Origin of the sequence: Selenomonas sp. F0473 (assembly GCF_000315545.1) — a bacterium.
Lineage (GTDB): Bacteria > Bacillota > Negativicutes > Selenomonadales > Selenomonadaceae > Centipeda.
Window position 1 is genome coordinate 897,043 of sequence record NZ_JH992902.1, and the last position, 26,162, is coordinate 923,204.

Sequence of the window (26,162 nt, forward strand, 5' to 3'; positions counted from 1 at the left end):
GGGCAGACATAGTCCACTCTCTTTATATAGTCCTGCGGCGGCAGTGTGTATTCACCTTGAAAAATCCGCCGAAATCGAGAATGTTTCCCCGTCAAGAGCAAATTATGTCCTTTTATCCTTTATTTACGACTCTTTTTTCAGAGTTCATCGCCCTTTTTCAGAGCAAATTTGAAATCCGCGGACGCGACAAGATCATCCTCGACATAAGCGTCCGCATGCAGCACGCCGAATACGCCGCGCACGCGCACCAGTTCCGCCTTCGTCACAACCACATCGCCGGGGACGACGGGACGCTTGAACTTCACATTCTCCATGCCGCCGAAGAGCGCGATCTTGCCGCGGTGCTCCGCCGGATAGAGCATCGTGACGCCGCCGACCTGCGCCATCCCCTCGAGGAGCAGCACGCCCGGCATGATCGGGTGCCCCGGAAAGTGCCCGAGGAAGAACGGCTCGTTCATCGTCACACACTTGATGCCCGTCGCGGATTTGAACGGCACCAGATCTATGATGCGGTCCACAAGGAGCATCGGCGGACGATGCGGCAGAATCTGCTGAATCTCATTGATGTCCAAAGTCATGCTTATTCCCCTTCTCTGCAATCTGCTTCGCCAGCGCCGTGTTGAGCGCATGCCCCGACGCAACCGCGACGATATGCCCGCGGATGATTCCCGCCAAACGGATGTCCCCGATCATGTCGAGGATCTTGTGGCGCACCAATTCATCGGAAAAATTCAGGGGGTTCACCCAGCCCTCGTCGTTGTAGACGATGACCGTCTCGAGCGAGCCGCCGAGCCCCAGTCCGTGTGCGCGCAGCGCCTCGACTTCCTTTTCATAGGCGATGGTCCGCGCGGGCGCGATCTCCCGCGCGTAGGTCTCCGGCGTAACCTCCACATCGTAATACTGCACGCCGATGAGCGGATGCTCGTTGAGCGACGTGAACGAGACGCGCAGGCCGTCATACGGCAGCGCCATTACAAACCGGCTGCCGTCGTCCACACGGTAGATGCGGTCGATGACCGTCGTCCTGCGCTCCGCGTCCTGCTCCACCGTCCCGACGCCCGCAATGAGGCTAAAAAATGCCGCTGCGCTGCCGTCCACGACGGGCGGCTCCTCGGCATCCAGCGTCACAAGGCAGTTATCGACGCCATGCACATGCAGCGCGCTCATCAAATGCTCGATCGTGAAAAACTTGAGCGCGCCCGACGCAATGGTCGTTGCGCGCAGCGTCGCCGTCACATTCTCGGCAACGGCGGCGACGGGCGGCGCCTCCGGCATGTCCGAGCGTGCGAACCGAATGCCCGAACCGGGCGGTGCCGGCGCGAGTTCCATGCGCACATGCCGGCCCGAATGCAGGCCGATGCCTTCATAGACCGCTCGCGCCGCCAGCGTTCTCTCTCTTTGCAAGCAACTACCTCCCGCAAGCTCTGTCACATTTCAATCCATGGTACATCATACTAAAAATTTTCCGAACTTGCAAGGGCAAGGACTCGATTTGACAGACTTCGTTTGTTCTGGTAGTATAAAGGCAAGCAAACGACATGCTTCCATTATCGGGGATGTAATGGTCTCGACGGGGATGGGCGGCATGTGGACAGCGAGCCGGGGGGTCATCAACCCGTTAGTAAGGTGAAGACTTTTATTAAACATAAAAGCAAACGAAGACTACGCTCTGGCGGCTTAAGCCAGCCCCTTTCCGACCGTCTCCCGCACGGACGGAGCAAGGGGTCAAACGCGGGATACCCGGGAGCCATCGCACGATAACTCTCAGGGGAACATCATCGTGATCGGCGGCGCATACCTTGTCTGCGGGGGATGCGACGCCTAAAGAAAAGCGCAGACTGCGCTCGGAGAATTCCATGTGACGTTATCTTCGGACAGGAGTTCGATTCTCCTCATCTCCACCAAATGCATATGACAAAACCCGCGCGGGGAATTTCCCCGGCGGGTTTTTTTGTTGAGAGAAAAAGGCTGCCCCGCCGACGTGTTTTCACGTGTGCGGAGCAGCCTTACTTTCATATGCCGGGATGGGATAACCTCTATGGGGCATCCTCCCCTGTTCTTAATTGCGGCGGCGTCGTTTATTTAGAACCGATAGGTATAGTTCAGCATATAGTTTGCCGGTGTCGCCCAATAGGAGGCGCTGGAGTGCGAGAGCACGTCCTCACGGTCGAGCAGGTTATCAATCGCAAGGGAAATCTCGCTGTGCGCATCGGGGCGATAGATTGTGTTCCACGAGGTCAGCAGATACGGTCTGACCGGTGTGGAGTGGGCGCCCGACGGTGTCTGAACACGGCTGCCGAGATAGGAAGCGGAGAGAGCGGACGTCCATTTGCCGCGCTCATAGGAAATGCCGCCCGTGAGCTGGATTTTCCCGAATTTCCGATCCCAATAGGTTTTTCCCGTGTTTTGGCGGCTTACGGGATTTTGCCAAGTCAGCCCCCAATGGTAAGAGAACCCATTTTTTCCGGCGATTTTGTCCGAGAGTTCAATCCCCGTATTGCGGTAGTCCTCGTTGATATACACATAGGTGCGGTTACCGGCACCCCCCGTCACGCGCGGCGTGATATTATCCTTGATACGGATATGGAAGAGCGCCGCCCGCAGGCTGTGGGCGCCGCGGTCCATTTTCCAGCCAATCTCATAGTTCACGCCCGTCTGCGGTTTGAGACCGGGATTCGGAATTGCCATGTCAGTCTTGTTGAACATCTGGGAAAACGCCGGCATCTTAAAGGACTGCGTGACATTCATATAAACGCTGCTGTCGCGGTTCAGCTTATGCAGGAACTGCCCGGACATGCTGAAGTTATTATAGTTTCGCCCAAACTGCGCGCCTGTTGTCCACGTCTCGCGTGCTCCAAATACCCCCGTATTGCGGTCGTCAAATTTCTGCGTCCACTGTGCGAACAGCCCCCAGTTATTGCGCGTATAATCTAACGCCTTCGGCTCTGACAGCGACGGTATGCTTTTATAAATTTCGCGTTCCAACGATAGCCCGGCAATTAGATTCGCCTTATCGCCGATTCTCCACTGCTTCTGTGCGTCCACGCCGTAGGTGCGGTTGCGCTCTCGGCTTTGATACCAGTTTTTACTGCTCTTCGCGCCGCTCGGCGTATGCTTTCCGTCCGCCCCGATGAAGGTTGGGCCGTCGGCATTGATATCGGTCGTATTGAAATACAGCCCGATGTTCCAATTATGCGCATGGAAATGTGCCTGTATTGTATGCTGAGACGTGTCATATTTGCGCATATTATACGGCTCGCCTAAGCGGATGCCGTACCTCGTATAGGATATCTCGTCCATATAGCGCTTATAGCGGGACTCGGTATTGTAATAATTATACATGACGTCCCATACGGGGCTGATGCGGTAATTGAAGGCGACTGTCTCCTTCTTTACCTTATCGATATCGGTATAATAAGCCCCTGTCAGAGTGGTTCTAGAGGGTCTTACCTCTTTTCCGGATACTTCCGTCGTGCTGCGCCGAGTGATTTCGCCCCAACGGTTCATATTATAGCTCAGTCCAAACCGCTCGTCGCCCACGCTGACACCGTACGCCCTCTGACCGAAATTGCCCGCGCCGACGGTAACGGAGTTCTCTCCCCCCTTCTTCGTGATGATGTTTACGACGCCGCTGACCGCCGTGCTGCCGTAGAGAACGGAACCGCTGCCCTTGACGATCTCGATGCGCTCGATGTTGTCCGCCGCAATCGCGTCGAGATTGTACTTGCCGCGCCACGCAATCGGATTGCCGTTGACGAGCACAAGCGCGTCGCCGTCCACGCCGCGGATATTGAGCTCGTTGACCATCGTGCCGAGGGATGCCCCGCCCTGTCCCATAGACTTGTAGGTAAAGCCGTTGACCTTACTCAGCACGTCGGCGGCGCTCTTCGCGCCGCTCTGCGCAATCTCTTCATGCGTAATTACCGTCGTCGACGCGGGGGTATCCAGTTCCTTTGTCTCGACGCGCTGCGCTGTGACGATGACATCATCCAAATGATACACGGGAAGATCAGTTGTATCTTGTTCTCCCGCGGACACAACTCCGCTCATGCCGGAAAGAATTGCGGTAATGATCAATGTCTGCAAAAGACTTTTCTTCATAACATTTTCTCCTTATTGTCTAGGGCCCCTACGGCACGCACTTAAATCGTTTAGAATTGATAGGTGTAGGACAGACGATAGTTCCGCGGCAGCGACCAATACTCGTATTCGTTGATTGGGTTCTCACGGTTGAGAATGTTATAGACACCAAAGGACACGGTCTGATCCGGCGTCATTTCATAACTCATCGTCAGGTTTCCCTCAATGCGGTTTGGTACCCTATGATCCGGTCCTCTCTTTGCCTGCGTCTGCGTTTTTCCGGTCATGAGATAATATGCATCCTGCCTTTTGGCTGTAATATACCAATCCGTATTTACACGCAGTTTTGCATTCCGGTACTGGAGACCTAAAAAATACTGCTGACGCGCATCCGCCTGCTTCCATTTCTGTCCGTCTCTTGCCTGCGGGTTCGCATAATATCCGCCGATCCGCGCACTCAGATGCGGGTTGATCTGCTTATTGTATTCCAGCTCCATACCGACATTGCGGAACTCATCCTGATTGGCCTGAATAGATATCGTCGGATCGCTTGGATCTTTGATCCAGACAAATTTATTCTTCACCATCATACGGAATACTGCAAGCTTAACCGATTCTTTTTGATCGCCGAATTTCAGTCCGGTCTCGTAATTCCAACCAACCTGGGGCTTCATCTCGTGCTGGCGTTTCAGAACTTTTCTTGTCGCGGCCGGGAACCACGAATTGACCGCAGGCATCTCGAACGATTTGCCTATATTGACATACCATACGGCTTTCGGTGAAATCTTATAGAGTGTCTGGATCTGCGGCAGGAATACGTTCTGACGCTGCTCATACGAGTTCGCTTTAACAAAATGCTCGCGCATCCCGAATGTCGCTGAGAAATAATCGTTGAACTGCCGCGTATAGGAAAGAAATGCGGCGTAGGAATCGCGGCGCATCGTCGCCTCCGTCTTCGTATGATCCTCGACATTTTCACTATGGAACTCTAGGCCGCTGACCAGATTATCCTTGCCCCCCCGCAAATCCCACGCTTTCTGAGTCTCAAAATGGTAGCTGTTCGAATCTGTATTTGTCGTACCATTGCCGGCAAAAGGTCGGATAGTCTGACGTGCCCATGCGAACTTCGTACGCCACTGTCTGTCGCTGTCATCGTAGGTAAGACCGACCCGCTGTGTCTTGAGATCCCAGTGGTAGCGGTATTCCGGTTTTGTCCAATCTTTCGTCCCTCCCCCATCATACTTAAATGTATCATACTCAGAATTTGTATCGGCATAAGAGTAGTTCGCCGTCAGCTTATCGCTCAATCGCAGGTTTAAGAATACATAATCCTTTGTCCCGTTCGCACGCGCTTTGCGCGATGTCCCTGTTGTATAAATACGCCCGATCTGATGCACAGGTTTGCGGTAATCACGCTGATAAGTGAGCGTGACATCCTCATTTCCGACGGTAACCGCATAGTTTTTCTCATAGCTGCCGATTGTTCCCGACACACTGCCCCGTACCTTTTTGCCCTCAGACTTCTTTGTGATGATGTTAATCACTCCGCCAAATGCATCGGCACCGTAAAGAACCGATCCCGCACCTTTGACAATCTCAATTTTTTCAATAGAGTCGACAGGAATAGTATTCAAAAAAGAATTATAGTTAAGCATGTTGGCGGGCACACCGTCAATCAGCATCAATGTGCCTCGGTCAAGCCCACGGATGTTGATACGTGAAAACATGCCGCCATATGCTTCGCCGCCTTGACCGTACGAAAAGGCATTCAGCCCCGGAACACGTTCAATGGCTTCATAGGTCGTCGTTGCCCCTGTGTCCTTCAGCTGCTGCGCGGTAATTACCGTCGTCGTCGCGGGTGTGTCCAAATCTTTGGTCTCGACGCGCTGCGCGGTAACGACCACATCGTCAAGCGTATACTCATCAAGTTTTGAGGTGTTTTGTCCCCCCCCGGCGGACACAACTCCGTTCATGCCGGAGAGAATTGCGGTGACAATCAATGTCTGTAAGAGCCCCTTCTTCATAAAACATTTCCTTTCCCTAGAAAATAATAGTTCATCTATCTTTACATGCCGGTTGTTGCATGAGAGAGATTTCTTTATGCGCCGCCCGCCGCATGTGCGATGACGGCGCGCTTCATGCCGCATTCGGCACCACCTGCGGGCGCGCCGTGCATACGGGCGAAGCATCCGCCGCCGCACGCGGCGAGTGCATCGCAGGCGCGGCAGCGCGCCATTCCGTCGTATACGAGCGCGGCGACCGCCTGCGCGCGCTCCTCGGAGATGCCTTGCATGACATCGCCGAGGTAGAACCGCGGGTCCCCGAAGAACGAGGAACAGGCATAGATGCCGCCGTCCGCCTGTACGAACGCCGCCTCACCGCGCAGAACAAAGCAGTGTTCGAACGCCTCCATGCGCCCGCTCACGAGCGCGCCGCAGCGTTCCGTCTGCGTGAGCGCGATGCGGATGCCCGTGAGCGCGGCGAGTTCGTCGAGGCGGCGGCAGAGCGCCGTGACCGCCGCCGCGGTCTCCGCCTCCCCTGCGGGGACGAGCCCTCTGCCGCGCCCCTGCCCGCGCAGGAGGTCGAGCCCGATGCGCCGCACGTTGCCGAGGTAGTATGCGAGCTCGGCGAGCCCCGGGAGGTCGCGGACATTCTCGCGCGAGACGACCGCGGTCACGCCGACGGGAATCCGCAGGGCGCGCAGTACCTCCATGCCGCGCATGACGGCGGCAAAAGAACCCGTACCGTTCGGGAGCTTGCGCAGGCAGTCATGCACCGCCGCGCGCCCGTCGATGCTGACGCCGATGCCGACGCGGTGCCGGTGCAGGAAGCGCGCCCGCTCTTCGGTGAGGAGCGAGCCGTTCGTCTGCACCTGCATCCGCGCGGGGATGCGCTCCGCCTCGACATAGCGTACGATTTCTTCGATCAGGGGAAACGCGAGCATCGGCTCTCCGCCGCTGAACTGGAGGACGAAGGGCGTGCCGCCCGCCGCGGCGAGCGCGAGCGCGCGTTGCGCCGTCTCAAAATCCATGGTCTCGCGCCGCATCTCCGCCGCGTAGCAGTAACGGCAGGCGAAGTTGCAGTCCCCCGTCAGCGCGAGCACGAGCAGCTTGCAGTGTTTCATCTACGCCGCCCCGTCACGACAGCATCCGCCGATTCTTCCGCAGGAGATAGAGGAAGTACGGCGTGCCGAGCAGCGCGGTCATGATGCCGACGCGAATCTCAATCGGGTCGAGGACGACGCGTCCGAGCGTATCGCAGAAGACGAGCAGCATCCCGCCCGCGAGGATGCTCGCGGGGAGCAGCCGCCTGTGGTCGGGACCGACAATCATGCGCATCATATGCGGCACGATGAGCCCGACAAAACCGATGTTGCCGCTGATGCAGACGCCCGTCGCCGTCGTCATGGACGCGACGGCAAGCAGGAGGAGCCGGTAGCGCGTGACGGGCATCCCGACGGCGCGCGCCTCCACGTCGCCGAGGACGAGGATGTTGAGGTGCCGCGCCATGAAGAGCATGACGGCAAGCCCGATGCAGATGGGACCCACGCCGAGCAGGACGTGCTCCCAGCGGCGATAGTCGAGGCTGCCAATCGTCCAAAAGAGGTATTGCTGCATTTTCTGCTCGCTGATGACGGTCAAAATGCCCGCCGTAATCGCGCCGAGCAGCATGCCGACGACGACGCCCGCGAGGAGCAGCATCATCACGGGAATCTTGCCGTGCCGCATGGACAGCATGACCGTGAGCGAGACCGCTGCGAGCGAGCCGAGAAACGCGAACATCGGCAGGAAGAACATGCTCTCCTCCGAAAGCCCCAGCGAGATGGCGATGACCGCGCCGACCGCCGCGCCGCTTGAGACGCCGATGATGCCGGGGTCGGCGAGCGGATTGCTGAAGATGCCCTGCATAACCGTCCCCGACGCGCCGAGGCTCGCGCCGACCATCAGTCCGACAAATGTGCGGGGGAACCGGATATGCCAAAGCACCGCCTCCTGCTCCGGCGAGACCGCGATGTCCGCGAGCACGGGCAGCCCCGCTGCGTGCGCGAGCGAGGCGAGCACCTGCACGAACGAGATGTCGAACTGTCCCCATGAGAGCGAGAACAGCGACACGAGGATAAGCAGCACGCCCATGACGGGCGCGAGCGTCCGCAGAGAAAACTTTCTAGGCATGGTCTCCCCCCTTTTCCGCTCGACGGATGGTCCGGCGGATAAAATCATTCCAAAGATATTCCTGCGCGTATGCCGCGCCGCGCAGCCCCATGAGCGGCGCATCGGTCAAAAACAGGGCGTCTGGCACGGGCTGTGCGATATGGAACCGTGCGACGACATCCTCATGCGGGAGCCCCGCGGTCTCGCTGCCGCTCCCGAGGAACAGCCCCTCGCTGAGCGCCGCAATCGCCGCCCGCCCCGCCGCGCTCTCGGGCGCGGCGGTCTCGTCCGCAATATCCGCGCCGTACCGTTCCGCCATGCCGCCGAAGTCCTCTGTCAGCACAGCGAGGTGCCCCATGTCCGCCCACTCGCCGCGCAGCGCGTGCGCGATGCCCAGCGCCGCGGACGGCGGCGCCGCAATGACGGCGCGCTCATACCAGAGATCGCCCCACATGCTCTTTGCCGCGTTGATGCGGAAGAAGATCTGCCACTGTACCCGCTCCGCCTCGGTAAGCGCGGCGTCGATACGCGGCGCGCGCAGGGCATCGTTGATCTCCGTGAGCCAGCGGCGCGTTCCCTCGACGCCGTACGGCGGAAGCGGCGCAATGTACGGCACATCGGTCGTTTGCTCCAAATATGCCGCAAGCTCCGCGCCGAGTTCGGCGTGAACGACGATGTTCAGCTCCGCCGTGCCCAGCGTCTCGAGCTCCGCCGCCGTACATCCGCCGCCCACCGGCGCGCCGATCGTATAGCCCGACAGTTCGAGAAGCCGCATCAGCTCGCACAGATCATTCCCCGCGCGCAGATAGGCGGGCGTCAGCCCGAGGAGGTTGACGCGTCCGGGCGTCCGCGCCGCCCTCCGGGGGGCGATCTCCTCCATACAGGCGCGGGCGGCTTTTCGATAGCCCGCGGCAAACATGCCGCCGAGCCCGCCGCTATCAAAGGCGGCGACGCGGGGAAAGCCCATGCCGCGCGCGATGCTCCGCACATCGTCGCCGATGAGCCCCGCCGCGCAGCTGTTCTCCACCGCGAGCAGAGCGGGCGACGGGTCGAGATGCGGCGCGAGCGTCTCGCGGATGTACTCCTCCGCGCCGAACACAATGGCGTCGTTGTCGAGCTGCGTTGAAATCATGCGCTGCGCAATCATCGGACATTCCTGTTCGAGCGTCCGCATCGCGTAAAAATAGCACCACATCGGGCCGTTGACGGCGATGAGCGCGTCCTCAATCCCTGCGAAAAATCCGGCGGCACCCGCGAGCGCGCAGGAATCCGAATGCCGGCAGACGCTTTGAAACGCGTCTTCAGGCATAGAGCACGCCCCCTTCCCGCCGCCGCGCCGCGCAGCGGCGCATACAGTCGATGAGCAGTTCTTCGCCGCGCCGCCCCGCTACGGGCAGCATTGGCAGGAAGATTTGACGCAGATGCGGATTCGCGAGCTCATGCGTCGTCAGCACGAAGTCCGCCGCCCGATACGCGGGCTCCGCATCGCGCTCTGCAATCACGGGCGCAGGGCTCGCCTCCCGCGCGCGCCGCTCCATCTCCGCGCGGTCCTCCGGCAGATAGGCGTCGAGAATCACCACGCCTGCGAGCACAACGCCCAGTTCCGCGAGCAGCCGGCAGACGGGCTCCGGCCGAAAATACCGCACGGCGCGCCCCACGGCGAGCACGGCGCGCTTGCCCGCAAGAGCGTCCCGTCCCGCGGCAATCGCCGTGTCAAACGCCGCACACTCCTCTCCAATGAGCTCTTCCGCCTCCGCCGTGCGGCCCGTGAGCTGCCCGATACGCGCAATCCAGCGCAGGGTCGCCTCCATGCCGACGGGGTAGATATCCCCCGCGCAGACGATGCCGAACCGCGCTGTGAGGAGCTCTGCAAAGTCCCGCACCTCCTTCTCGTGCGCCGCGTCCCCCTCCCTGCCGAGCAGGACGGAGAACTCCGCGGCGGGGACGTCGGAGAGCTCGGCAAGCGAGAGGTAGGAGGGGAACTGGAGGATGTCGTGCATCCCGAGCGCCGCGAGCAGCCGCCGCACCTCGCGGACGTACTCGCCCGACGCGCCGCCGCAGTCGCCGAGGAGGACGGCGCGCCCTTTGACCTTCTCCGCCGCCGGCTGCATAAAGTGCACGGCAAGCAGCCGCATCGTCTCCAAGTAGCCGCCGAAATACTCGCCGTCGAGGAACCCGTGCGATTTCAGCGCGATGACGGGCATCCCGTATTCCTCTGCGGCCTCCTCCGCGATGCGCTCCGCGTCGTCGCCGATGACACCCGCCACGCACGACGAGACGATGAAGATAGCCTCCGGCCGCGCATCGCGCACGACATGCGCGAGACAGCGGCGCAGCAGCTCCTCGCCGCCGAACACCGCCTCATCCTCCGCAATCCCGCTCACATAGAGGGGAATCGCCTGTTCCTCCCACGCGGCGCCGCGCGCCATGCCGCGGTAATGCGCCCCCGTCTCAAGTGTGCGCGCGATATGAGCGCACGCGCGCGGGCTGTGGAACACGACCGCCGCGCCGCGCACATAGGCGAGCGCGCGCCAGACGCCCGGCATCGCGCAGCTGCAGTTCGTCCGGCGGAAGATGAGCCGCTTTGCCTCAGTTGCCATAGGATTCCACCAGCGCCTCCAGCTCCTCAAACTCCATCGACTGCGGGACGGAGAGCCGATCGTTCGTCTCAATCGCGCGCGCAAGCGCGCGGTAGATCTCCGCCTGCGCATCCTCGGGCGCGTATTCGATGACCGTCTTGCGCCGAATCTCCGCCGCATGGACAACCTGCGCGCGCGGGACGAATGCGATGAGACGCGTATTGAGACGTTCGGCGAATGCCGTGAGGAGCTCCTCCTCGCGCGCGACGTTGCGGCTGTTGCCGATGATGCCGCCGAGCCGGACGCTGCCGCGCGCGGCGAACCGCGCAACGCCCTTGGCGATGTTGTTCGCCGCGTAGAGGCTCATCAGCTCGCCCGAGGAGACGATGTAGATTTCCGTCGCGTAGCCCTCGCGAATCGGCACGGCGAACCCGCCGCAGACCACATCGCCGAGCACGTCGTAGAGCACGATATCTTCGTCTTCGATGGCGTGCAGCGCCTTCAGCCGCTCAAGCGCGACGATGATGCCGCGCCCCGCGCAGCCGACGCCGGGGTCGGGGCCGCCCGCCTCAATGCACTTGATATCGTGCCAGCCCGTATGAACGATATCCGAGAGCTCCGCCGCACCCTTTTTCTCGCGTTCGATATCAAGCACCGTCTCTTTGCAGATGCGTCCGAGCAGGAGGCGCGTGGAATCGTTCTTCGGGTCGCAGCCGATCTGACAGACGCGCCGCCCCATCTCCGCAAATGCGGCCGAGACGTTCGACGCCGTCGTCGATTTGCCGATGCCGCCCTTGCCGTAAAACGCGATTTTCTTCATACCTTCGCCCCTTTTTCCTCAGGTACCGCGAGCAGCGGCGAGAGCGCGCGCCGCTCCGCCTCTGTGAACACTTCGATATGCCCCGTCTGCGCGTTCTCCGCAACGCGCACGGGCGTGCCGTACGCACGGGAAAGCGTCTCCTCGCGCATGACCTCTTCCGGCGTGCCGTCCGCCACAATGCCGTCCGCGCCGATGAGCAGGAGCCGCGAGCAGAACCGCGCGGCAAGCGAGAGCTCGTGCACGACGAGCATCGCAGTGCGCCCCGCGGCACAGAGGTCGCTGCACAGGCGGAAAATCTCTTCTTGGTAAATGAAATCCAGCCCCGTCGCCGGCTCGTCAAGCAGGAGGAGCGGCGCCTGCTGCGCGAGAATCTTTGCGAGCAGGACGCGCTGGCGCTGGCCGCCCGAGACCTCCTGCACCGCCTTGTCGCGGATGTCCCAGACGCCCGTGTACGCCATCGCGGCGCGCACGATCGCTTCGTCCTCCGGACCCTCCTGTTCGTAGAATTTCAGATAGGGGTAGCGCCCCGCCATGACGATGTCGTGCGCCGTGTAGCCGAAGGAGATGGCAACCTGCTGTTGGAGGTAGGATACGAGGCGCGCGCAGTCCTTCTCGCCGTACGTATCGACGGGGCGCCCGTAGAGGAGCGCCTCGCCCGCATGGGGCGGGAGGAGGCCGCGCATCGTCTTGAGGAGGGTGCTTTTGCCCGCGCCGTTCGAACCGATGATGCCGATGAGTTCGCCGCGCTGCACGCTGAAATTCATATGGCGCAGAATCGTTCGGTGCCGCGCGTAGCCCACAGACAAATCGCGCGCCTCAAGAACAGCGTTCATAAAAGACCTCCTTTCAAGGGAAATAGTTTATCGGGTGCTGATTGCCGTAAGGCATCTGCCTTGCGAAAAAAGCACGGCTTAAAAATCGCTGCGGCAGACGCCTTACGGCACGGTCATATCGTCCTAAAAGATTGGCATGCAAACAATCCCCACGTCATGCCACCCCCTCATTTCCGCAGCCTGAGTGACGCGGAAGTTTGGATGCATAGCTAGGAATTGAGGCAGACGCGAGGAAGGCGTAGATGAGACCTACGTCGACGAAGCGTTTGCCAAAAATGACGACGCTAGGCGCCAAAATCCCGCGTCACGCCTACGATATGTAAAATCCGCTCCGCAGAAAGTTCTTCAAGCGTGTAGCACGGCGCATGCATCTTCGCCGCAACCTGCGCTGCAAGATGCAGCCGTACAAAATCCTGCTCGGTATCGAGGACGAGGGCGCGGACGCCGGTACGCCCGACGGCCTCGGCCGCCGCAAGCGCCGCCTGCGCGGGGTCTTCGCCCTCCGGCGCGGCGGTCGCCCGTCCGTCCGTGAGGACGACGAGCAGCGTCTCCGCGAGCTCGCCGCGCCGCGCCGCCCCCGCGAGGTGTGCGAGCGCCTCCGAGAGCCCCGCCGCGAGCGGCGTGCGCCCGCCCGTCGGCAGTTCCCGCAGCAGGCGCTGCGCGAGTTCCACGCTGCGCGTCAACGGCAGGAGGGTCTCGGCGCGGTCGCGGCGGAACGCGACGAGCCCCACGCGGTCGCGCCGCACATAGGCCTCGCGCAGGAGAGCGAGCATCGCCCCCTTCACCGCGCGCATCCGCGCGCGCGCCGCCATCGACCCGCTCGCATCCACGACGAAGAGAATGTTCGCCCCGCGCCTGCGCTCGCGCACCGCACGGCGCAGGTCGCTCCGCGCGATGACGATGCGCCGCCTGTCTGCCGCCCTCCGACGCAGCCGCTGATAGGGCGCGGCGGCACGCAGCGTCGCGGCGAGCGCGATATCGCGCTCCCGTTCCCGCGCGGCGGCGTCGCGAACCATGCGCCCGCCCGCCGCACTCGCCGCCGTCAGCCGTTTCCCGCTGCCCGTACCCGCGGCGCGCAGCTCTGCCGCAAAGTCCAACAGCGGCATCGTCATCCGGGCGAGCGCGTCGAAGACCGTGTCCATCCCCGCCCCCGCAGGAGGCGGCGGCGCCGTATCGTCAGCATCTCCGCCCTCGTCCGCGCTTTCCTCCGCGGGCTCCTCGGTCGGGGATTCGTCTGCATGGGAATCTTCCTCCGCCGTATCTCCCGCATCGGGGCTGTCGCCCTGCGGCGCGTCCTGCCCCTGCTCTTCCTGCGGCGTATCGTCCGCATCCTGCCCGCCGTCCCCCTCGCTTTCCTCCGCGGTCGGCGGGGGCGCGGGCATCTCGGGTGGCGCGCTCATACGGTGCGGCAGAACGTAGAGCGCCGCCTCCTCCATGTCGGCGGGCAGGAGATAGGAGCGTCCCGCGAGCGCCGCCGCAGCGCGCGCCGCCTCCGTTAAAAAGAGCTCCGCGCGGTTGCCTGCACAGCGGGCCCGCACGACGAACTCCGCCGCAAGCGTGCGCATCGCGGAGGACACAACGACATCAGCAAGACGCTCCCGCGCCGCCGCAACGGACGCGCCCAGCTCCTCATCCGCCGCACGATAGTCCGCGGCAAACGCCTCGGGGGCGCGGCTGTAAGCACAGGCACGACGCACAATGGCGCGCCGTTCCGCCGCATCGTCCGCCCCCGAGAGCGAGACGAACATGCCGAACCCGTCCAGCACGGCGGCGGGCAGCGTTCCCTCGGCGGGATTCATCGTCCCGACGAGAACAAGGGAGGCATCCTGCGCCGCCGCTGCAAGCGCCGCATGGAGAAACGGGCGCGGCAGCAGATTTGCCTCGTCGAGCAGGAGCATCCCGCCCGCCGCACGCTGCAAAATCCCCGCCTGCGCCGCGCGTACGCCGTCCACAAGCAGCCGCTCAATGTCCGCGCCGCCGAATACCATATCGTCGGTCGCGCCGAGCGGGAGCTGCGTGAGCCGCCCCACCTGCGGGAGTGCCCCCGCCGCGCGCGCGAGGAGTGTCTTCGCCGTCCCCTGCGCGCCCGAGAGGAGAAGTCCGCCCGCGCGCGGATTCACAAGAGCGAGCAAGAGCGCTCGTTTTGCCGCCTCCTGTCCGACGATGGCGGACATGGGATAAACAATATGTTTCATCGCATTTCCCAACGCCGCAAGTCACACAGTGCCGCGCACAGAAAAAATATCATGCGAGAATCTCCTCCACGCGCGCCCAGTCGATGACCGTCTCCTCAAACGGACGGCGGCGCACACGGTGCGCAAGCGCGAGATGTGCCGCCGCGCGCAGATCATCCGCCGTGATGCCGGCACGCCCCGCATAGGCGGCATGCGCAAGCGCCGTTTTGATGAGCACAATGTCGCTGCGGTGACCGTCAACGCCGAGTTCGAGAGAGATCCGCGCCGCCTTGTCGATGCTCTCATCATCCGGCACGAGCGATACAAGCCGCTCTTGCGCCGCGATGATGCGCGCGGCGAGCGCCGCCTGCTCCGCAGCATAGTCCTCTGCAAATGCCGTAGGGTCGCGCTCATAGGCGAGCCGGCGACGCACAACCTCGGCGCGCTGCGCGGCGTCGCGCTCCCCGCGAATCTCCACGGACAGCGCGAATCGGTCAAGCAGCTGCGGGCGCAGCTCGCCCTCCTCGGGATTCATCGTCCCGACGAGGACGAACCGCGCGGGATGCGCATAGGAGACGCCCTCGCGCTCCACGGTATTGACGCCCATCGCCGCCGAATCGAGGAGGATGTCCACGATGTGGTCCTCCAGCAGGTTCACCTCGTCCACATAGAGAATATTGCGGTTCGCCGCGGCAAGGATGCCCGGCTCAAATTTTTTCTTCCCCTCGAGGATGGCCGCTTCGATGTCGAGCGTCCCCGCGACGCGGTCCTCCGTCGCGTTCACGGGCAGTTCCACGACGCGCATGGGGCGCGGCTCTTCGGCGAGCGTTTCCCCCGCCGCGCGTTTCTCCGCGCAGTCGGCACAGAGCGATCCGCCCGTCGGCGCGCACCGGTAGCGGCAGCCGCGCACCGTGCGCAGCGGCGGCAGGAGCGCCGCGAGCGAGCGCACCGCCGTCGATTTCGCCGTGCCCTTCTCCCCGCGCAGCAGCACGCCGCCGAGCGTCGGGTCAATGACGTTCAGGATGAGCGCAAGTTTCATCTCCTCCTGCCCGACGATGGCCGCAAAGGGATATGTATACTCCTGTTTCATCAAAAACCTCAGTCTAATATCTTAGAACTCGTAAGTCAGCCCCGCTTGGAAGAACCGCCCCGGCCCCGGGTAATACTTGCTGTTATAGACGGGGTACTGTGCATTTGTGAGATTCAGCAGCTTCACATAGGCGTTCGTATGCGCGTCGATCGCATAATCGACATTCAGATCGACGATCGTATAACTTTTCTGTCCAAAAAGAGTGCGGTCCAGCCCGGCGCCCATCGTCGCGAACAAATTGGCCTTCCATGCGCCCGCCCCATAGTGAACGCCGATACGGTAACCGTTCGGTCGGGTATTCGAGTTCTCCCAAACAAGCCCCTGTCCCGTCCCTCTGTCACGCTCCGTACGAATGTAAGAGTAGCCGAGATCATAACTCCACGCCTTGCTCAGTTCCTGCCGATAGGTCAGTTCCAGCCCGCGCTTCTTCTCCAAGTCGATATTCGTCGCGTAATAGTCCGACCAATTTGGAGAAACCCAGCGAATCGCATCGTGAATCTTGCTCCGGAACGCGCTGACCTCAATGGACTTCGTCCCGTCAAACGCATGGCGCACGCCGACGGTCTCCGTGTGGCCGCTCTCCGGTTTCAGATTGCGGTTGCCGTACATGCCGCCCCACATGCTGACGCTGTGGTAAAAGAGGTCGTCCGCCTGCGGCGCGGCGAACACCCTGCCCCACGACGCGTAGAGCTGCGTCTTGTCGCTCGCCGCGTAGTTCACGGCGAGTTTCGGCGAGTAATGCGTGCCAAACTCGCTGTGATGATCCATCCGCAGCCCGGGGATGACCGACCATTTCCCCATCTCTAAGGTATCCTGCACGTAGGCCGCCGTATTCGTCAGTTTCTCCCCGTCATATCCGTTCGCAAGGTTCGTCGAGCTGCTGCGGTGCCATTCCAGGCCGGCGACGAGGCGGTTATTGGGATCGATCTGCCAGCCGTTCTGATAGTCGACGCCCGTGAGGCGGGATTGGAACGCCCCGCTGAACTTCATGGATTTATAGTTGTCAAAGACGCGCAGAACGCCCGGCGTCGTCGTATTTTCCTTAAAATTGTACGAAGCGCTCCAATCGTTATAAAGCCGATCCACATGATTGGTGTTCCTGAATTGCAGATTGTGGCTGTCCCCGCTGAGCGTATGATGAACGACGGAAAGCGTCAGCGAATCGCCCGCGCCGAGCTTCTTATCGACGCGCAGGCTCAGTTCGTTGTTGCGGTAATCGCTGTCCGGCATTTTCCGCGTCTCGCCGTCCGATTTGTAACGCATATAGCCGCGCCGGTCGATGCCGCCCGCAATCGTCCAGCGCCAATCGCCCGCGCTGCCCTCGTGCATGACGCGGTACTCCTGCGTGCTCCACGCGCCTGCCGCCACATCGAGCGTCGTGCGGTTCTCCTTGCCGCGTTTCGTGATGATATTTATCACGCCGCCCGCCGCATCGCTGCCGTAGAGTGCGGATCCGGCGCCCTTCACGATCTCGATGCGCTCGATCATCGACATGGGCGGCACTTCCTTCAGCGATGCGCCCGCTCTGCCGCTCCCCGTCCCCTGGTCGCTGTTGATGCGTCGGCCGTCGACGAGCACGAGCACGCGGTCGTCGCCGTTCAGGCGCACCATGTCCTGCATACCGGACTTCATGACGACGACGCCGTTCACATGGGAGAGCGCCTCCGCAGCGTCGCGGTACCGGTTCTCCGTAATCTCCTCGGCAGTCACGACCGCGACGTTCGCCGCCGTCTTCGCAATCGGCGTGGGAATGCGCTCCGCCGTCACAACGATATCCGGCAATGTATATGTATCGCTATCTTGATATTCTTCCGCATATACATTGCTGCCGCAATACGCCCCCGTCAGCAGGGCGGCTGCGACGGCAGCCGAGAGTTTCCGCTGTGCATTCTTTGTGTTCCATGCGTTCATTTCAGTTCCTCCAAATTTCTTAAAGCGCCGTGTATATCATCGCGTCCGCCTCATAGAGGACGGGCGCGCATATCTGACTGTCCGCTACTTGACCGCCGTCAGATGCAGTCCGTCGGGCTGCGCAAACGCGTCGCCGTACGCCATATACGCGATCTCCTGCGCGCCGAATACGACGTCCTGCGAGCCGTTGTAGATGTAGCCCTCGCGCGGCTCGCGTAGCGCGCCCGTCTTGATTGCCTTCAGTGTGGCGAGCGCGGGATCGCCGAGATATTTCTGGCGGAACGCGGCCACGTCGTAAGTGCCGTGCGCGTTGTAGGTCGGCAGGAAAAGGATGTCGGGATCGATCGAGACGAGCTGCTCCTTCGTCATAACCTGCCCCGTATGAATCCCCAGCTCCGCCATACCGTTCTTCACTCCCGCATAGCCGCACGCGTCGTCAAAGGTCGATCCGATGCCGCCGTACGAACTCATGAGGGAGATGAGGACGACGGTCTTGCGCTCCGCCGCAGGAATGGCATCCGTCCGATTTTTGAGCGCGGCGAGTTTCTCGTCCATCTGCCGCACGAGGTCTTCCCCGCGCGCCGGCTCTCCCGCGGCCGCGGCGAGGAGCGTGACCGTCTCGCGGATCTCGTCGATACTGCGTACGCCCTTGCAGACGACGACGGGGATGCCGAGATCGCGCAGGCTGTCGACAATGGTGATATCCCCCCAGTCGGGCGCAACGACGAGGTCGGGATGCAGCGCCATGAGCTGCTCGCTCGTCGGCATGCCGATCTTCTCCGGAATCTGCCGGGCGATCTCCGGGATGTTCGAACTGACGGGATCGTCCGCAAGCGCGTTGACCGCTGCCATACGCTCGGGTTCAACCAGCCCGAGCATGGTGATGTCGGTGCTGAGCGAGAGCGTCACGATGCGCTGCGGTTTTTCCGCAAAGTGCGTGACATGCCCTTGGATGTCCGTAACGTCGTAACCGCCCGACGCGGCATTCTGCGCCGTATCTTTGCCGCAGCCCGCCAGCGGAAGCAGCAGAAAGAATACGACGATCAATCGAAGAAATTTCATCATTCATCCTCCACAGCAGACAGATGCCGGTTGGTCGGCTGGGCAAACGCGTCGCCGTAGAGCATCGCCGCCGTCTCCTGCGCACCGAACACGACGTTCTGCGAGCCGTCATAGAGATAGTGCCCCCACGGATGCTTGATATGCCCCTCGCGCACCGCCGTCATCTGCGCGAGCGACGGGTCGCTCACATACTCGCGCCCGTAGGTCTCCTCATTGGAAGACGGGATGCGGTACGTCGGCAGGAAGATGTAGTCGGGATTCGCCGCGACGAGCTGTTCCTTCGTCATGACCTGCCCGCTCTTATTCCCCGCCGCCGCCTTCGCGTTGATTGCCCCCGCGTAATTGCACATGATGTCAAAGCTGCACCCCGCGCCGCCGTAGCCCGCCATGATGGAGACAAAGGCGACGCTCTTGCCGCGCTGCTCCGCGGGGACCTCCTCGACGCGCCGTTTGAGGTCGTCGAGCCCCTCCTGCATCATCGCGACGAGCTTTTCGCCGCGCTCGGGCTCGCCGACCGCATCCGCCGCGAGGCGGATGTTGAAGACGATGTCGTCGAGGTCGCGTACCTGCCGGCAGGCGACGACCGAAATCCCGAGCGCGCGCAGCGCGTCGACCTGCTCAGCCGGCATGAAGGGGACGGTGAAGATGAGGTCGGGGTTCATCGACGCCGCCTTTTCCACCGAGGGCATCCGTGGGATTGCGTTCGGCACGCGCTGCGCCAGTGCCGCGACGTTCGAGCGCGCGGGGTCGGTGTGCAGCTCGTCAATCGAAATCATGCGCTCCGGCTCGACGAGCCCGAGCAGCAGCTCGTCCATCGACATCGAGTAGGTCATGATGCGCTGCGCCTTCGCCGGCACTTCGACCCGCGTCCCCTGCGCGTCGGTGACGAAATGTTTTTCGGTGGGCTTTGCCGCCTCCTCGCTCCTGCAGCCCGCGCAGGCGAGCATTAGCATGAGCACGAGGAGCAGCGCCGCAGCGCTCCGTCGTCCTTTATCCATCCGCACGTTCCTCCAGCTCTCCTTCCATTGACAGATAGAGCTCCCGCAGCTGCGCGAGCGTCTCTTCCTCCGCCTGCCACAGCCCGCGGTGCGCCGCCTCCAGCAGCGTCTCCGCGATGCGGTGCAGCGCCCACGGGTTGACCTCGTTCATCCACGCCCGCATCTCCTCATCAAGCGCGTATTTCTCCGCGTACTTCTCGTACATCCAGTCCTCCATGACCGCGCTCGTCGCGTCCCATTGGTAGCTGTGCGCGAGATAGGAGGCGAGGTCGGAGGCGCCCTTGTAGCCGTGTTTCTTCATCCCGTTGATGAACTTCGGGTTCATCGCCTCGGCGCGGAAGATGCGTTTCGCCTCCGCCTGCACCGTGCGGACACACGTGCGCCGCCGGTCGGAGCTGTCTCCGCTGTAGGAGCGCGGCGCTTTCCCCGTGAGGGCGCGCACCGTCGCAATCATACCGCCATGGTACGCGTTGAAATCGTCGGACGTGAACATATGCGTCTCGCGGTTGTCCTCGTTCTTAATCGTGACTTCGAGCCCCGCCATGCGCCGGCGGAAAATCTCCGGCTCGTAGTTGCCGCAGACGCCGTCCTTGTAGGCATGTCCCGAGAACCGCGTATAGACCGCGGCGAGGTCATCGAGGGTCTCCCATTCCTTGGATTCCAACAGCGCGCCGATGCCTGCGCCGTACGCGCCCGGCGGGTCGCCGAAGATACGGTAGGACGCCTTCTCCCACGCCGCAGCCTCCTCTTCGCCCGCCGCGATGAGCTCCGCCGCGTCCTCCTCCATGTGCTTACGAATGTAGTTCTCCTCATGGGATTCGTCGAGCGCGCCCGCCATGCGCGCCGCCTCGTCCAGCCAGCGCGCGCCGTCGGGCATCGTATCGCGGAAGAGGCCGCTGATGCGCCCCGTCACGTCGATGCGCGGGCGCCCGAGCTCCGCCAGCGGGATGACCTCGATATCGCGCACGCGCCCGCTCGGCTGCTGCCATACGGGGCGGATGCCCATGAGATAGAGGAACTCCGCGATACATTGACCGTGGCTGCGCATGTTCGAACCCGCCCAGAGCACAATGCCGACCGCCTCGGGATAACGCCCCTCCGTGCGGATATAGTCCTCGATGACGGCGTCGCCGAGCTGCCGCCCGAGCTCCCACGCTGCGGGCGACGGGAGCGTTCGCGGGTCGATGCCGAAGAAATTGCGTCCCGTCGGCAGGAGGTCTGCCCCGCCGCTTGACGGCGCGCCGCCCGGCGCAGGCTCGATGTAGGCGCCCGAGAGCGCCGTCACCGTATGCGTTATCTCCTCGTCCGTGCGCCTGAGGTTCGGCACGACATCCATGCAGATATACGAGAGGACGCGCGCGAGCTGCGGCCGCGTCTCTGCGCCGCACTCCTCCCGCGTAACCGCTTTCATCACCGCATCGGCGGCATCCGGTGCGAAATCCTCCGCCATCAGTGCGGCGACGAGCCGCGTGCCGAGTTCTTCGAGGCGGTCGAGCGCCATGCCGTAGGTCGTGCCGTCGGGGAGGAGCGTGCCGCCCGCATCCAGCAGCGCGTCGTAGTCCAGCCCCTGCCCCGCCGCGAGCACGCGCGTCAGCGCAGGGATGTCGCCGTTATCCATACGGACGAGGGATTTCACATAGTCGACGCGGTCCTCTTCGGGCGGCATGCGCCCGAGGACATGGAGCCCCGTGCGAATCTGCAGGTTCTTGAGGTCGGTCACGTAGTTGTGCAGGCGCAGCGCGTATGCGTCGAAGTCCTCCTCCTCCGGCACCTCATCCTCGAGATGCGCCGCGCGCGCCGCCTCGCGCACGAGCTCAGCCGCAGCGTCCGCCGCCTCCGGCTGCGTGCGGACGAAATGCCCGTACTCATCGAGCGCCCGCTCAAGCTCTGCGATGTCGTCGCACGCTCCCGCGAGGCTCATCGGCGGCGAGAGATGACTGATGAGACACGCCGCCCCGCGCCGTTTCGCCTGAATGCCCTCGCCGACAATCGTCATCCAGTAGGGATAGATGTCGGGCAGGTCGCCGATGGAGATATCGGGATAGCACGAGGGCGAGAGCCCCGCGTTCTTGCCCGGGAGCCATTCGAGCGAGCCGTGCGTCCCGACGTGTACCACGGCGTCCACCCGGCGCACCGTGCGCAGCCAGTGATAGAACGCGAGGTAGTGATGCGTCGGCGCGGCGTCGGGCGAGTGCAGGAGTTTCCCGGGGTCTTCGCCAAAGCCGCGCGGCGGCTGTATCGTAATGAGGATATTTCCCTTTTCGATGCCGGGCAGGATGAACGCATCATCCGCGACGAGCACATCGCCCGGCGGTTCGCCCCAGTCCGCGCGCATGCGCTCCCGGACGCGCGCGGGGAGCGTTTCAAAGTAATCGCGGTAGTCCGCCACAGAGAGCCGCCCGCAGGCATGCGCGATCTGCTCGTCGGTCAGATAGCGGCGGTCGTTCGTCGCCTGCGCCGTGATGTCGTCCATGAGCGCCTGCGCCGTCTCTGGGATGTTCTCCACACGGTAGCCCGCATCTCCCATCGCGCGCAGGAGGCGCACGACGCTCTCGGGCGAATCCAGCCCCGCCGCGCTGCCGATGCTCGCGTTCGTCGGCGGGTAGTTGTGGAAGATGACCGCAATCTTCTTCTCGGCATTCTCCTTGCGCCGCAGCATGGCATAGCGCCGCGCCCGCCGCGCGAGGAGTTTCATACGCTCCGTCAGCGGCACATAGACGGAGAGCCCGTCCTCCATGCGCTGTTTCGCCGCAATCGGCACGGCGTGGATAGCGCCGTCGAACTCCGGCAGACTCACGCTGATGGAGACCTCCATCGCGTTCATCCCGAGCGGCGAATCCTCCCACTCCGCGCGCTCGGCGAGAATCGTATACGCCTGCAGCCACGGCACGCCGAGCCGGACGAGTTCCTCTATCGCCGTCCCCGCCGCATGCAGAGAGAACTTGAGGCAGCTCACCACGACGTCAACCGTCGGCTGCCCGTCACGGTAAAAATACCGCCGGAGCGTCTCGGCAAAGGGCGGCGCGCCGAGCTCTGCGTTCGCCAGCGTATTCGTAAAGACGGGAACGACGTTCAGCCCCGCCGCCTCAAACGCGCGCACGAGCGCCGTATGATAGGTGAAATCCCCCATCATCCATTCGGAGCGGTAGAACACGATGCCTGCCGTCGGGCGCGCGGGGTCGATATGCGCCGTACGGTACGCCGCGATGTCGGCGCAGTCCCCGCCGTAGTCCGGGTGCCATACGCCGTGCCACGGCTGTTCCTGCGGCGCGGGCACCTCCCCCTCATAGCCGCCGAACCGTGCCGCGAGATAGAGCATCGCCCCGCGGACGTTCTCCTCGCCGTCAAAGCGGAAATAGCGGCGCAGCTCCATCAGCTCGCCGTCCGTTATCCCATGCGAAATACGCTCCGCGCCGCTGTTTTCGACGAGGAACGCATGACGTTTCTCCGCGCGCAGCAGATAGGCCGACGCCCGCTGCAGGAACGGGCGGTCAAGCCCCGTCCCCATCCATAGGAAGAGCACGACGTCCGCCGCCGCGCAGACGCGCATGTGCTCCCGCGACCATTCGTCTTCGCCCTGCACATAGTATGCCGCGCAGGAGACGCCGGCCGGCAGCGCGGACCGCCCCGCCATGTAGAAATTCCGGGAAACGTTGGTATAAAAGGCGATATGCATAACGCCGATAACTCCTTATTATAATGCTTCGGGCAATAAAAAAATCCACCCTTCGGTGGATTCTCGGTGCTCACAGTATCTCCGGCATATGTTCCGACCGCGCCGGCTGCGCACGCCGCAAATCCCCTCCCCATCGCTCGTGGGTCAAACGGTGACTGTCGGCCGGGCAGTTCTCCTGGCTTAGGTTCATAACGTTTTTGCGCCTTCCCAAAGCATACGCTTCAGTGGCTCTATCGAAAAGCGCAAAAGCATCGCGCTTTTCTGCAAATTCGCTCCCCCATACAGTGGCGTGACCGCGCCGGAAATGCTCCGGCTTCTCTATTAAATCCCTGCGGATACCCGACCCGTACAGCAAAACGGGCATGCGTCAGCGGGAGGCTGCGCACGTCGTTCGTCCATCTGCACCTTTATATTATTCGCGCTTATTATAACATTGATTTTATGCTTGTCAAGTGCTGCGGCTGCGAATGGACTTCCAGCGGTCATGAAGCCAAAACCATTCCTCGGGGTATTTTCGGATCCATTCTTCGATCCGCGCATTGATGTATTGTGTCGTACGGCGGATGTCCTCCGCCTTGTCCGCCGTTTTTTCGACGCGAATCGCCGGCCCGACGGTGAGAATATGGCGGCCGTTCGGTTCGCGGTGCATGAACACGGGGAAAATCGGAACGCCGCGGAACCGTGCGATGGAGGCCGCCCCCGTAAACGCATTCGTCTCCCGACCAAAGAACTCGACGATGATGCCGTCGCGCAGGCTCGGATCCTGATCGCTGATGAGACCGATGATCCAGCCCTCGTCGAGCATGCGGAACATCTCGCGCACGCCGCTGCTGTATGTGATATGCATGCCGACGAGCGCGCGGTACTCGTTGATGAAACGATCCATACCGGCCGAGGACTGCTTCTTTGCAACGCCGACGAGCGGGTACCCCGCGCAGGCGAACGCGCCCCCCATGAGCTCCCAGTTGCCGCTGTGTGAAGTCGCAAAAATGGCGCCCCTCCCCTCCGCCATGACGGCGTTCAGCTCGTCCACGGCGCCGGTGATCGTCACATAGTCCGACATGCGCGCCTTCATCACCGGGAAGCGCAGCACCTCCATGAGCATAGGGCCGAAGCGCAGCGCGCTTGCGCGCGCGATACGCGCCGCTTCCCGCTCATCCGCACCGAGGCAGCGCATGATTTGAGCCCGGGCGAGGTTCTTTCGTTTCGCTGGAATAAATATCCATGCGAGCGCCGCCGTCCACGCGCCGAGCTTCATCGCCGCGTCGTGCGGGAGGAGGCAGACGATACGACTGAGCCATTTTACGGCATAGTAGGACAGCATGTTACTCTTTCCCGCCCAATTTCTTTTCGAGCGTCTTAAGTTTTTTCGCCATCTCCGGCAGACGGCGGATCGCGGCTTGTACGCGCAGCCACTCGGCATGGGACTGTACGGGGAACCCGGCGCCGAACGTTCCCTCCGGCATGTCGCCGATGATCCCGGAACGCGCGGCATAGACGGAGTTCGCGCCGATATTGATGTGCCCGACCGTACCGACCTGCCCGCCGAAGGTGACATTGTGCCCGACCTTCGTCGATCCGGAGATGCCCGTCTGCGCGACGATGAGACAGTTCGCCCCGATACTGCAGTTGTGACCGATGTGCACGAGATTGTCAATCTTCGTCCCCCTGCCGATCACCGTCGAGCCGAGCGTCGCACGATCGATGCCGACGTGCGCGCCGATCTCCACATCGTCCTCGATGACGACGTTGCCGACCTGCGGCACTTTGGTATGTACGCCCTGCTCCGTCGTAAAGCCGAACCCGTCCGCGCCAACGACGGCGCAGCTATGGATCGTACAGCGCGCGCCGATGCGGCAGTGCTCGCGCACGACCGCATTCGGATAGAGCACCGTCCCGTCGCCGATCTCGCTGTACTGTCCGACATAAGTGTGCGGATAGAGCGTGACGCCCGCACCGAGCACGGCGTTGTCGTCCACATAGGCAAAGGGCAGGACGGTCACGCCCGCGCCGATGCGAACATTGCTGCCAATGTACGCCTGATCGCTCACACCGACAGGATGTGCAATCGCAGGGGTAAAGATCGCGAGCAGTTTTGCAAACGCCGCTTTCGGATCGTCCACATAGATGACCGCCCCCGCGAAGCCCTCCGTTCCCGTCGGCAGGAGCAGCGCCCCCGCCGCTGCGGTGCGGGCCTCGTCGATATGCGGCGAAACGGCAAAGGCGAGATCGTCCGCCCCCGCATCCTCCAGAGATGCGAGGCCGCGGATCACGCGCGCGCCGTCGCCGCCGACGGTTCCGCCGACGAATGCCGCAGCTTCGCTGACTGTCTTTTCCATGCCTCTAGCCCCTTTTTACTGGAGTTTTTGAATGACTTCGTCGGTCAGATCCACGCCGCCCGAGAGCACGGCCGGATACTGCTTGGAACTGTCCATCACGACATCTAATTTCTTCTCTTTGACAACATCCTGAACGGCGGCATTCATCTTCTGCTCGAGCTGCACGCTGTAGACTTGGTTGAGCCCCGCCATCTTGCGCTGGGTGTCCATCTGGATCTGCTGCGCTTCCTCCTGCGTCATTTTGGGATTCGCCTGGAAACGGGACTGCGCCTCTTTCTGCGCTTCGGCGAGTTTTCCGTTCGCCTCCTCCACAATGGCCTTGATCTGCGGCGCTTCGTTCTGTACGCGTTCGCGATCCACGGTACCGACATGCACCTGACCGCAGCCCGCCGTGAAGAGACTTGCTGCAAGAAGAACCGCCGCGGGTACTGCGCTGAAATATTTCATGG

General features: G+C 62.4%; 19 protein-coding genes, 1 other RNA gene and 1 riboswitch. Of the genes, 1 reads left to right on the plus strand and 19 read right to left on the minus strand.

What is annotated here, in order from left to right:
* Positions 1–137 precede the first annotated feature (137 nt).
* Both fabZ and lpxC read right to left on the minus strand, forming a co-directional pair.
* Complete coding sequence (gene fabZ, locus HMPREF9161_RS04150; RefSeq protein ID WP_009728431.1) at positions 138–578, minus strand: 3-hydroxyacyl-ACP dehydratase FabZ; 441 nt, start codon at positions 576–578, stop codon at positions 138–140.
* Positions 559–1,404 carry a UDP-3-O-acyl-N-acetylglucosamine deacetylase gene (gene lpxC / locus HMPREF9161_RS04155; RefSeq protein WP_009728432.1) on the minus strand — a complete coding sequence of 282 codons (846 nt, stop codon included), beginning with the start codon at positions 1,402–1,404 and terminating at the stop codon, positions 559–561. The genes fabZ and lpxC overlap by 20 nt, the downstream gene beginning before the upstream one ends.
* Positions 1,405–1,552: 148 nt before the next feature.
* Between lpxC and ssrA the strand changes: the two genes are divergently transcribed.
* Positions 1,553–1,904: a transfer-messenger RNA gene (ssrA, locus tag HMPREF9161_RS09720) on the plus strand.
* Between the two features lie 178 nt (positions 1,905–2,082).
* On the opposite strand, the gene HMPREF9161_RS04160 is transcribed toward ssrA, so the two are convergent.
* From HMPREF9161_RS04160 to HMPREF9161_RS04240, 17 genes are all read right to left on the minus strand, one after another.
* The gene (locus tag HMPREF9161_RS04160; protein WP_009728433.1) at positions 2,083–4,101 is read right to left on the minus strand and encodes a TonB-dependent siderophore receptor; all 2,019 of its coding nucleotides are present in this window, start codon (positions 4,099–4,101) and stop codon (positions 2,083–2,085) included.
* 50 nt (positions 4,102–4,151) lie between these two features.
* Positions 4,152–6,104: a TonB-dependent siderophore receptor gene (locus HMPREF9161_RS04165; protein ID WP_009728434.1), complete on the minus strand. Its 1,953-nt coding sequence runs from the start codon at positions 6,102–6,104 to the stop codon at positions 4,152–4,154.
* Between the two features lie 74 nt (positions 6,105–6,178).
* Positions 6,179–7,204 carry a radical SAM protein gene (locus tag HMPREF9161_RS04170; protein ID WP_009728435.1) on the minus strand — a complete coding sequence of 342 codons (1,026 nt, stop codon included), beginning with the start codon at positions 7,202–7,204 and terminating at the stop codon, positions 6,179–6,181.
* 13 nt (positions 7,205–7,217) lie between these two features.
* Entirely contained in the window at positions 7,218–8,252 is a 1,035-nt protein-coding gene (locus HMPREF9161_RS04175) for an iron ABC transporter permease (protein ID WP_009728436.1), read from the minus strand.
* Positions 8,245–9,540, minus strand: a complete 1,296-nt coding sequence (locus tag HMPREF9161_RS04180) for a nitrogenase component 1 (protein ID WP_009728437.1) — start codon at positions 9,538–9,540, stop codon at positions 8,245–8,247. The genes HMPREF9161_RS04175 and HMPREF9161_RS04180 overlap by 8 nt, the downstream gene beginning before the upstream one ends.
* Positions 9,533–10,831 (minus strand): nitrogenase component 1, encoded by a 1,299-nt coding sequence (locus HMPREF9161_RS04185; RefSeq protein ID WP_009728438.1) that lies wholly within the window; start codon positions 10,829–10,831, stop codon positions 9,533–9,535. Before HMPREF9161_RS04185 ends, HMPREF9161_RS04180 begins: the two co-directional genes overlap by 8 nt.
* Positions 10,821–11,630, minus strand: a complete 810-nt coding sequence (locus tag HMPREF9161_RS04190; protein WP_009728439.1) for an AAA family ATPase — start codon at positions 11,628–11,630, stop codon at positions 10,821–10,823. The genes HMPREF9161_RS04185 and HMPREF9161_RS04190 overlap by 11 nt, the downstream gene beginning before the upstream one ends.
* A complete protein-coding gene (locus HMPREF9161_RS04195) occupies positions 11,627–12,463 on the minus strand; it encodes an ABC transporter ATP-binding protein (RefSeq protein WP_009728440.1) in 837 nt (278 codons plus the stop codon). Before HMPREF9161_RS04195 ends, HMPREF9161_RS04190 begins: the two co-directional genes overlap by 4 nt.
* A gap of 284 nt (positions 12,464–12,747) precedes the next feature.
* Positions 12,748–14,658 carry a VWA domain-containing protein gene (locus HMPREF9161_RS04200; RefSeq protein ID WP_009728441.1) on the minus strand — a complete coding sequence of 637 codons (1,911 nt, stop codon included), beginning with the start codon at positions 14,656–14,658 and terminating at the stop codon, positions 12,748–12,750.
* A 49-nt stretch (positions 14,659–14,707) separates the two neighbouring features.
* Positions 14,708–15,727: an ATP-binding protein gene (locus HMPREF9161_RS04205; protein WP_009728442.1), complete on the minus strand. Its 1,020-nt coding sequence runs from the start codon at positions 15,725–15,727 to the stop codon at positions 14,708–14,710.
* 21 nt (positions 15,728–15,748) lie between these two features.
* Positions 15,749–17,638 carry a TonB-dependent siderophore receptor gene (locus HMPREF9161_RS04210; RefSeq protein ID WP_009728443.1) on the minus strand — a complete coding sequence of 630 codons (1,890 nt, stop codon included), beginning with the start codon at positions 17,636–17,638 and terminating at the stop codon, positions 15,749–15,751.
* An 84-nt stretch (positions 17,639–17,722) separates the two neighbouring features.
* Positions 17,723–18,703 (minus strand): ABC transporter substrate-binding protein, encoded by a 981-nt coding sequence (locus HMPREF9161_RS04215; RefSeq protein WP_037348575.1) that lies wholly within the window; start codon positions 18,701–18,703, stop codon positions 17,723–17,725.
* Complete coding sequence (locus HMPREF9161_RS04220) at positions 18,700–19,698, minus strand: ABC transporter substrate-binding protein (RefSeq protein WP_009728445.1); 999 nt, start codon at positions 19,696–19,698, stop codon at positions 18,700–18,702. The genes HMPREF9161_RS04215 and HMPREF9161_RS04220 overlap by 4 nt, the downstream gene beginning before the upstream one ends.
* Positions 19,691–23,374 carry a cobaltochelatase subunit CobN gene (gene cobN, locus HMPREF9161_RS04225; RefSeq protein ID WP_009728446.1) on the minus strand — a complete coding sequence of 1,228 codons (3,684 nt, stop codon included), beginning with the start codon at positions 23,372–23,374 and terminating at the stop codon, positions 19,691–19,693. The genes HMPREF9161_RS04220 and cobN overlap by 8 nt, the downstream gene beginning before the upstream one ends.
* A gap of 147 nt (positions 23,375–23,521) precedes the next feature.
* Positions 23,522–23,732, minus strand: a riboswitch (cobalamin riboswitch).
* Positions 23,733–23,822: 90 nt separating this feature from the next.
* Positions 23,823–24,698 carry a lysophospholipid acyltransferase family protein gene (locus tag HMPREF9161_RS04230; protein ID WP_009728447.1) on the minus strand — a complete coding sequence of 292 codons (876 nt, stop codon included), beginning with the start codon at positions 24,696–24,698 and terminating at the stop codon, positions 23,823–23,825.
* Position 24,699: 1 nt separating this feature from the next.
* The gene (lpxD, locus tag HMPREF9161_RS04235) at positions 24,700–25,713 is read right to left on the minus strand and encodes a UDP-3-O-(3-hydroxymyristoyl)glucosamine N-acyltransferase (protein ID WP_009728448.1); all 1,014 of its coding nucleotides are present in this window, start codon (positions 25,711–25,713) and stop codon (positions 24,700–24,702) included.
* Between the two features lie 15 nt (positions 25,714–25,728).
* Positions 25,729–26,160: an OmpH family outer membrane protein gene (locus HMPREF9161_RS04240; protein WP_009728449.1), complete on the minus strand. Its 432-nt coding sequence runs from the start codon at positions 26,158–26,160 to the stop codon at positions 25,729–25,731.
* Positions 26,161–26,162 lie beyond the last annotated feature (2 nt).